Source organism: uncultured Campylobacter sp. (genome assembly GCF_963517995.1).
GTDB lineage: Bacteria > Campylobacterota > Campylobacteria > Campylobacterales > Campylobacteraceae > Campylobacter_A.
Window position 1 is genome coordinate 1 of record NZ_CAUQHQ010000097.1, and the last position, 8331, is coordinate 8331.

The window sequence follows — 8331 nt, forward strand, 5'->3', positions numbered from 1 at the left end:
CGCTAGGTGCTCCCAAACGGGAGCCTTTATTATATCAAATAAAGGACATAAAATGGAAAATCTCGAAACATTCGGTCTTTTTCTTAGGGAGAAAGACTATCAATCATATAAACTATACGGAAGCCAAAGAAGCGGGTATTCCGTATACATCAACAACAAAAAAACAAATGTCTCTGGTGCCGATGCTGCGAAAGCCAAAAATGGGTATGTCTATTTTGGCAACAACGAAGTAGTTGAGCCAAAAATAATTCACCTATCTATGGACGAAATCGCCTCCATATTAGGGGTAAGTCGCGCGGAAGCGTTTGCAAGAGGGATAAAAACGCCTCTTTTCGATCGCGACAGCAACGCATCGATAATCGACAAGGTCGAAGCTACTATTGAAATGATAGGCGAGAAAATGACGGAGTTTTTGCTAATCGAAAGATTTGACAGGCTATCAAGCTTTGATCTCGAAACCTTAAGAAGCGGGAAGCGCTTCACCGGCTTTGTTGCGAAAGACAGCGAGAAAAAAGAACATGAGCTTTATGAGGGGGACGTTCTCGAAAGAATAGAAGATGGCGCGATCGCCACCGTTGTTTATGAAAATAGTGATTTTTTTCTTGACTTCAAAAATGGGTCAAAAGAAAAAATGAAAAGCGGAGTTTATCACGATTATCGATGGGCAAGAAAATGACCCTCTCAGAAATAGCCCAAGACTACCTTGAAACGCTCGGCCAAATCAGCCTTGAGCGGTATAGGATACAAAAAAGTAGCTTCTCTCACACGGAGAAGCTGCCAAAAGACGTAGAAAAGATCACGTCGGCCGATACTCAAAAATGGGTTGCGGCTATGCAAAAAAACCTATCGCCAAACACCATCAAGCGCGTAGTGCTTTGTTGGAGCAGAGCCTGCGAGCAAGCCATTGAAAAAGGAAGTATCGAGAAAAACCCTTTTTCAAAAATAAAGCGGCCAAAGATAGCCTCTTCAAAGATAGACCCTTTCACAAAAGACGAGATAGAAACTATGCTGTCAAAAGCTACAGGCAGGCTTGAGAGCTACCTAGCCTTTGCGTTCTACACTGGAGCGCGGTGTTGCGAAATTTTGGCTCTAAAGTGGGACGATATAGATTTAGATAGTATGACGATTCGTATCGACAAAAGTCTTGTGGACGGCCTGGTCAAAAACCAAACAAAAACGGGCGAGGATAGGACTGTGCCTATATTTGAGCTGCTGATGCCGTATATCAAAGAGCTAGCGCTGCAAAGAGAGAGCGACTGGGTGTTTTCGGAGAGAGGAGATCATCTTTTCGGCTCTACTTCGCTGTTTGGAAACGGCAAGTGGCGTAGATTTCTAGCCGAATGCGGTATCCCATACCGAAGCGCCAGACACACCCGCCACACATTCGCAACCCACATGGTCGAGCGCGCCGCAAGGGGCGAAATCCCTTTGAAATGGGTTTCTCAAATACTAGGGCACGCAAACCTCGACATGACGATCAAGGTCTATGCTCGCTTTATCAAAGATGAGCATTTAAAGATTGATAGGGGGCTAGGGGTATTTTAACCCTTAGCCCCTACACCGCCAGAGCCCTATTTTTTGCCTCGACTACCGCCCCTATTGCCGGCAGAGTTTCTTTCGGCTTGTCTTTGCCTGCTTTTCTCTCCGCGGCTCGTTTTGCCGTAGCCCGTCTTTGCTCCTAGATTTTTCCCCTTGCCTGATGCCCCGCCTTTAGCCGCGTCTTGTGCGGTCTTTTGCCTACCTATTTCGTCGGCTAGCTGTTTTTGAGCATTAGGGTCCGTTTTTGCCCCGCCGAAACCCAGTAATCCGCCGGCTTCCGTCCAGTTGCCCGCCTTGGTGTTTGCAAAGCTCCAGCCGCCGGCTTTGTTTTTCGACGGACTTATGCCACCCATTCCCTTGCCGCCTCTTGATTGCGCCATTCTTGCTTTTTCCGCCCACTCCATAGAGCTTGTCTTATTTGACGTTTGCGCGCCGTCGCCGTTTATGTTCGTCTGTGCGTTTTGCAGAGCTTGCGCGAGAGCGGCGCTTACGTCTACGCTAGGAGCGGTTACGGTTGCATTTAGTTGGTACGAAAAGCTATTTTGCACCTCTTGTAGGCTCTGGGTTAGCGCACCTCTTAGTTCGCTCGCCCAGCCGTAGTTTTCCTGTTTAGTATAGCCGAAATTTAAGCCGCCAAAACCAAGTCCTACGCCTAAATTAAATTGTGGGTTATATCCTAATCTAGGCGCGCCGTAAATTCTGCCGACTTCTACTACGTCCGTTCTTACTACGCTAGGCGGCCTTGCTTTATCGACGTAAAGGAATTTCTTATCTTGCAATCTATACCCTACTACGTCGCCTTTTTTGTTTTCAAGTTCAACGTGGCTATCTAGCATTCCGAATTTCTCCTTAAAAAATTCTCCAAATCCAAGCGCCCTATCGTAATACGGCGCACCATACGCATCAAATCCTTGCAACTCCCCGCCAAATCCGAAATGATTATCAAGCCCCGCTATTACTTCCGTTATTTCATCTACTAGCGTGCCGATAGCAAGGCTTAGCCCAAACGTCCCTAGCAGTGACGGAGCCGTGCCTAACGCCCGCAAGCCATAGCTTAGCGCGCTTTGCGTGAGCGTATTTTTTAGCTCGTCCATTAACGCCTCGCCAATATTGGCGGTATTAAATTCCCCGTTTACAAGCCCGTCGTAAAGCATACCCGCCGCTATTTGACCAAATACTCCGCCAAACGTTCGCCCCAGAGTTTGCGCGGCTTTCTCAAAGACGCTATCGGTAGCCATCTCGCGAGCAAAATCTCTAAAATTCTTATTTATATCGCCTGTACCCGCGATACCTCGCCCTAGATTTTGTCCCCGCTCGCTCTGCCTTATCTGCGTTTTACGCTCTTTTGCGTTGTTTGCCGTTATCTCGCTCGCGCTTGATATTAGTTTAGCCGCGCTTTCTTTGTCCTCTCGCAAGATCAAAATCTGCATAGGCATTAGCACGAATTCCGCAAAGTCCTCGTTTAGTTCGAGTAGCCCCGCCGTCAAAGAAAAGGCTTGGTTGATAAAAAAGCTTCTTAGATCGGGAGTGGGTAAATTTAAGGCGTTATAGCCGTAGCTGCCTGCGTAATATCCATCAAACAGCCCGCCCGCCATAAAGTCGTAAACCCCGCCCGTGTCGGGGTTAGTAATGTTTAGATAGTCAAAGTTAGTGTAGTTCACTTCCTTTTTTCCATATCGAATTTAGCAGGCTTGCCAAGTCCCGGCAAATCCTCTTTGACTAACCCCGAAAGCATATCAAAAAAGACCTTCGTCATATCCGCAGGCACTATCATTCCGCCCGCTTGGTTTTCGGAGATAAACCCGCCTAGCGTAGATGTAGCCTTGATTATTCGGTTGTCTTTTACCTGCCTATCTATCGCCTCTTTTTGACTTTTAGCCAGCTCGGTCTCGTCTTTTAGCTTTTTTATTTGCGCGTCTACCAGCTCATTTTGTTTTTTTAGTCCCGTTAGCCTATCGTTCATCCCTCGCTCTAGTTCCTCGTTCCTTAGCCGCGCGCTTTTGGTCTGCTCTTTTAGCCCGTTCATTTCCTCGTTAAAGGTTAGCTCGCGGTAGGTTAGTTCCATCGCCTGCGCCATGGCCTGCGCGGTGTAGCCCATAGTTAGATTTGCCAGCAGCTCGCTTATGTGCTTAGCGCGGAGTTCGTTTGAGATGTTGTACTTATCGTATTGCTCGTTTAGATACTCTAGCGTCTTTTGATACGGGGTATTCGCCGCCGTAGTTTCGGTTAGCAAGTCCCCAAAATTAGCTATGTATTTGTCCGTGAAGTTCATCTTATCGCTCTTTCTCTATTTAGCCGCGTCAGTTTGAAATTTATCAGATCAGTATCGTCGTCCGTTTTTTCAGATAGCGCGGCAAGGTCTTTTTTAACCCCGCTAACGCCCGCGCTTAGCCCCTCAAATTTTGCCTCTAGCCCCGCTATTTTGCTATTTATGGCGGCTACGTTATCGCTCACTGCGGCTATTGCGGCGTTTGCCGAATTAACCGCAGCTATTAGCGCGGCTTCTTGTTCGGGCGTCATTTTGCGCCGCCTAAAATTTCATTGAGTTTTTGGGCGCAAAGGATTATCATCTGTTTTAGCTCCTGCGCGCTCACATCGACTAGTTCTCCGCTTACGGTCGGAAATTTTACGCTTTGCATACCTGATATTTCAGCCGATTTTAGAGCGATCATCATCCTTGTTTGGCTCGCCTCGTCCGCGGGGAAAATTTTACTGCCGATTTCTATCTCCAAATTTACGAGCTTGCGCGTTCTTTCTCGGTCGCGTTCGCTTTCTAGCATTTCTGCGCTTTTACTTAGAGAGCCGTTTTCAAATTTATACCCCATTGGGTTATCTGTGCCTAAATTATCTATTACGGAGGCTAGCACGCTAAAATAATGCGGGTGTTCTTCGCTGCCTTGCCCCACGATGATTTTGGTATCTTTTTCTAGGTAATAATACATTTGCCCTCCTATCTTAAGGCTTCTTGATTTAGATAAAGCATTATCGCCGCGGTATTCGGCGGCATAACGAACGAGCCGTGAAAACTGCCGTAACCGTTGTGGCCTAAAAAGCTAACCCCGCTTTTGCTGCCGTCTGAATTTCCCCAAAGCACTATGCAGGCATTCGAGCCTGAGCTGAAATTGGCGTATATCGTCTTGTTGCTTGATGCGTTATTTTCGTATCGCTCTATTTTGATTATCGTGTTGGTTTGCTTTAGTTGGTCGAAACTTACGTCTGCGCCGAATTTAATCTTGCCGCCCGATATTTCAAACGGCGTCAAACTCCTTAGGCTATCGGTTATCCTGAAGTTATCGGCGTTTATCTCAAATTTAGACTGCTGATTGCTGCCGTCGCCGTAGCTCCAGCCAGTTATCCTTCCTCTGCTATCGGTTACGACCGATTTTACGCGCGCGGCGTAGTCTTTAGCTTGCGTAGCGATAGTCGAGGCATTGTCTATTTTTACATTCTGTCCGCTTACGGACGCGCTTAGCCTACTTAAATCGCTTGTTATCGAGCTTGTTTTTCCGTCTACGGCGCTATTTATCTTGGTTTCCACGTTTCTCATTATCTGCGTAGAGAGATTATCGGCGTTAGGCAAAGTAGCCTTTAACTCCTCGAATTTTTGCACCAAAGCCTCGTCTTTGCTAGCGTAGCTTTGTTTTAATTCGTTTATGCTAGACGTTATCTCGCCGAATTTCGCGTTTATCTGTTTGATAGCCTGAGCTAACGCTTCGTTGTCCGTGGTTACGGCGACGTCCTTATTTGTAACGATAGCTTGTATCTTGTCGTTTACGGCTTTTACCTCGGTTTTTAGCTCTTTTATGTCCTTAATGACGCCTTTGAGCTTATCGCGTAAATTAACGTTATCAAAGGTGTACTCCTTTTTTAGGTAATCCTCGATAATCTTTTCAAGCTCGGTTAGGTGATCCCATACATTTACGTCTCCGCCGCTTCCGCCGCCCGCACCGCCGCTATTATTATTCCCCCCGTTATTTCCGCCGTTGCCGCCCGTATTTGGACGCACCGCCCAATAATCAGGCACCAAATTAGCCCTCATATCCGCTCCTTTTACTAATTTCGCTTTACCGCGTAAAACGCAGTATTTGTCGTTATTTTTGTTTCTTATCCATACGCTATACGCGTGCCAAACGCCGCCGTAGCCGTATATGTCGCTGATGTCGTTTTTGAAAAACCCGCTAGGCGCGTTTTGCCATATTTCGCTACCGCATCGCACTAAAATTTCATTACCCCTGATCGCGCCTACGCCCGTGACGTAAAACCCGACGTCGTTTTCGATATTCGTAAAAGCAACGAATACGTCGTCGTACTCGGGGTTAAATCTTATCTCCTCGCCGTTTTCGCCAGTGTACGCCGTCTGCAAGGTAAAAGCGCTATCTATGATAAAGGTTTTGTCGTAGTATAAGTTCATACTACACCGCCAACGCTCTATTTCTCCACCCATTGGCGTAAATCCTAAACTTTGGATTTTTTTCAATCAGGCCGTTGTAGTATTGAAGCTCGGCTCTGTCGAATTCTTTGTCAAATTTTGCCTCGTCAAAGCGGTTTATCGCCGCTAGCGTTTGTTCGCCGACAATACCGTCATTTACCACGCCCACCAACTGCTGTGTGACTCTTACGGCAGGTCTCACATCTACATTCACGCCAAAAATAAACATCTCGTTCGCTTTGACTTGGCTAGCGACTTCGTCAAGTCTCATCCTATCCCAGTATGCCTCTTTGTAAAATCTACGCACTTCAGCGCGCAAGCTCTCGCTAGCGTATAGCGCGCGCGATATTTTCTCGATGTCGCCGCCGTATGCGACCGCGCCTAATATCTCGTCCCAGCCTTTCCAGTGCGGGTGGGCGTCTTGATAAATCCCCATAAACGTCCACCCCTTTTCTGTTGGGTTTCTGTCAAGCGCATCCTCGGGCTTAGAAAATTCTAGCCTCATCAGAATTTGAAATCCATCATTAAAATTTGCCATTTACTATCCTTTCGTATCGTCAAAATTTTCGCGTCTAAAACTTCCGCCGTAGTCGTCATAGTCGTAGCTCTTGTCGTTTAGCCCGTCAATCTTTTTCTCTACGGCTTTATCTATCATCGCAGTCGCCCACTCCGCGCCGCGCCAAGCGAAAAACCCGCCCACTGCTAGCGAAAACTTCGGCGCTTGCGTAAAGTAAAACGTAGCTTCGTAGGCTAGCCAGCATACAAACATCGAGCTTGCCGTACCTACTAACGCGTTTATGAGCCTTTGCGCGCCCTTTTTCTTGCTATTTGCTAGATTTAGCAGTCCGCCTACTAGCCCCACCAAAATAACCCAAAAATAAAGCCCTATCTCCTCTATTACGTTGTCCATTATTGTCCTCTTACATCGTGACTAGCCACATTAGCAAGATTGACAAAACGATCTCGATAATAGCCTTTTTACTTAGCCAAAATTTTCTAGCTTTAATTACCAGCTCGCTCATCTACGCACCCCTTTAAAAGTTCCTCGCAGGTTTTGAAATACTCCATTAGCTCGCGTGCGCTTTGCGGGTCGTTCGCCTCGAATTTTGGCTTTTCCGGCATTTTCGCAAGACACGCAACGGGCGTTCTAACTTCTTGATAGACTGTTTTTGTGATGATTTGCGGATCTCTTGCGCACCCGCCAAAAAATAGCGCACAAATAGCTACCATTACGGCTTTATTTGCCTGCTTCATTTACCAGCTCCTCGTAAAATTTGAGTTTCTTTTCGCACTGCGCGTCTTTAACGGGTACTTCTATTTTTTGAAACTTCGTCACTACGCGCTCCTGCGTCTTTACGATGTCGGGCGGCTTTACGGACAGCGCCTTGATTTTCTCGTTTTGAAAATCTATGCGCGTATTGCACTCGCCTAACCTTGCCGCTGCTACTTGGATAGCCGCTTCTTTCAAAGCTAGTTGCATTTCCGCTTTTTCCAGCTTGTCTTTGACGTCTTGCGTTTCGGCTTTTGCGCTATTTAGCGCGCCGTTTAGCCGCCATATCTCAATCCCGGCGCCGCCTAAAGCTATCACGATCACGACGCCGACGGAAACTAGAAATTTCACGTTTAGAAAACCCATTTCACGCCCCCTTTAGCATTTTTGCGGCAAGCACGACGACCAAAATAACCGTCGCGATAATTGCAAATTTGACAGCCGAGCTCATTGTTTTATCCTTTTAAACGGATTTACCGCCCAAACCGTCTGGAGTACCTTTTTATCGTTCTCGTCCATATACTCGGCCTTGTTATCCTGCCGCATACCGACAACATCCATAAGTTTCCAGCCAAGGTATATACGGCAATACCATTTTGATTTGCCGTATCTGATCTCGCGGTAGTAGCCGAAACGCTCGCGCCCGTCTTTCATCTTGCAAGTGACGAGGCAAAAGGTATTCTTTTGCCCTTTGTTGTATGTTGCAAATACATCGCCTTGAGTGCGCACCGTGTTTGCGTCTATGTCCTCGACTCTGACGCCAAGATACTTTGCGCTGAAATTTCCTATGCGGTTGCGGTATAGCCAGCATAGTCTAGCCCAATACGTCCTATTCTTGCCGTTTGGGAAATGTTCGTTTCTCCAGCCGTCGTCTCCGTTGATGCCGTAGTCGGGATCATCAAACCACGCCGCCCATCTAGGCAAATTTTCGCTCTTTTCGTCGCAGGCTAGCAGCGCAAAAGGCACTACTAAAAAGTGCAAAATCTCGATAGGAATTTCAACTGCAAAATTACGCGCTACGGTTAGTTTTTGTTTTATGGTTAGGTTCATTTTAGTATCCGTATTTGATTTTACTCTCGCCGATAGAGTTAGC

The 8331-nt window shown here is 46.9% G+C and carries 12 protein-coding genes; 2 read left to right on the forward strand and 10 right to left on the reverse strand.

What is annotated here, in order from left to right; all coding sequences use genetic code 11:
• Positions 1-52 precede the first annotated feature (52 nt).
• Together RYL88_RS09435 and RYL88_RS09440 are read left to right on the forward strand one after the other, a co-directional pair.
• The gene (locus tag RYL88_RS09435; RefSeq protein WP_314990850.1) at positions 53-676 is read left to right on the forward strand and encodes a hypothetical protein; all 624 of its coding nucleotides are present in this window, start codon (positions 53-55) and stop codon (positions 674-676) included.
• Positions 673-1545, forward strand: a complete 873-nt coding sequence (locus tag RYL88_RS09440) for a site-specific integrase (protein WP_314990851.1) — start codon at positions 673-675, stop codon at positions 1543-1545. Before RYL88_RS09435 ends, RYL88_RS09440 begins: the two co-directional genes overlap by 4 nt.
• 26 nt (positions 1546-1571) lie before the next feature.
• Here the strand turns inward: RYL88_RS09440 and RYL88_RS09445 are convergent, their stop codons facing one another.
• From RYL88_RS09445 to RYL88_RS09490, 10 genes are all read right to left on the reverse strand, one after another.
• Positions 1572-3200, reverse strand: coding sequence for a hypothetical protein (locus RYL88_RS09445; protein ID WP_314990852.1), 1629 nt, complete (start codon positions 3198-3200; stop codon positions 1572-1574).
• Positions 3197-3811 carry a hypothetical protein gene (locus tag RYL88_RS09450; protein WP_314990854.1) on the reverse strand — a complete coding sequence of 205 codons (615 nt, stop codon included), beginning with the start codon at positions 3809-3811 and terminating at the stop codon, positions 3197-3199. The genes RYL88_RS09445 and RYL88_RS09450 overlap by 4 nt, the downstream gene beginning before the upstream one ends.
• On the reverse strand, positions 3808-4059 hold the full coding sequence (locus RYL88_RS09455) for a hypothetical protein (protein WP_314990856.1): 252 nt from the start codon (positions 4057-4059) through the stop codon (positions 3808-3810). Before RYL88_RS09455 ends, RYL88_RS09450 begins: the two co-directional genes overlap by 4 nt.
• Positions 4056-4481, reverse strand: a complete 426-nt coding sequence (locus tag RYL88_RS09460; protein ID WP_314990858.1) for a hypothetical protein — start codon at positions 4479-4481, stop codon at positions 4056-4058. Before RYL88_RS09460 ends, RYL88_RS09455 begins: the two co-directional genes overlap by 4 nt.
• Before the next feature lie 8 nt (positions 4482-4489).
• A complete protein-coding gene (locus tag RYL88_RS09465; RefSeq protein WP_314990859.1) occupies positions 4490-5950 on the reverse strand; it encodes a hypothetical protein in 1461 nt (486 codons plus the stop codon).
• Between the two features lies 1 nt (position 5951).
• Positions 5952-6506 (reverse strand): putative peptidoglycan-binding domain-containing protein, encoded by a 555-nt coding sequence (locus RYL88_RS09470; RefSeq protein ID WP_314990861.1) that lies wholly within the window; start codon positions 6504-6506, stop codon positions 5952-5954.
• A 3-nt stretch (positions 6507-6509) separates the two neighbouring features.
• On the reverse strand, positions 6510-6878 hold the full coding sequence (locus RYL88_RS09475) for a phage holin family protein (RefSeq protein ID WP_314990863.1): 369 nt from the start codon (positions 6876-6878) through the stop codon (positions 6510-6512).
• Between the two features lie 92 nt (positions 6879-6970).
• Positions 6971-7222 (reverse strand): hypothetical protein, encoded by a 252-nt coding sequence (locus tag RYL88_RS09480; RefSeq protein WP_314990865.1) that lies wholly within the window; start codon positions 7220-7222, stop codon positions 6971-6973.
• A complete protein-coding gene (locus RYL88_RS09485; RefSeq protein ID WP_314990867.1) occupies positions 7206-7604 on the reverse strand; it encodes a hypothetical protein in 399 nt (132 codons plus the stop codon). The genes RYL88_RS09480 and RYL88_RS09485 overlap by 17 nt, the downstream gene beginning before the upstream one ends.
• An 81-nt stretch (positions 7605-7685) precedes the next feature.
• A partial coding sequence (locus RYL88_RS09490; protein WP_314990869.1) for a hypothetical protein occupies positions 7686-8331 on the reverse strand: 646 nt, incomplete at its 5' end.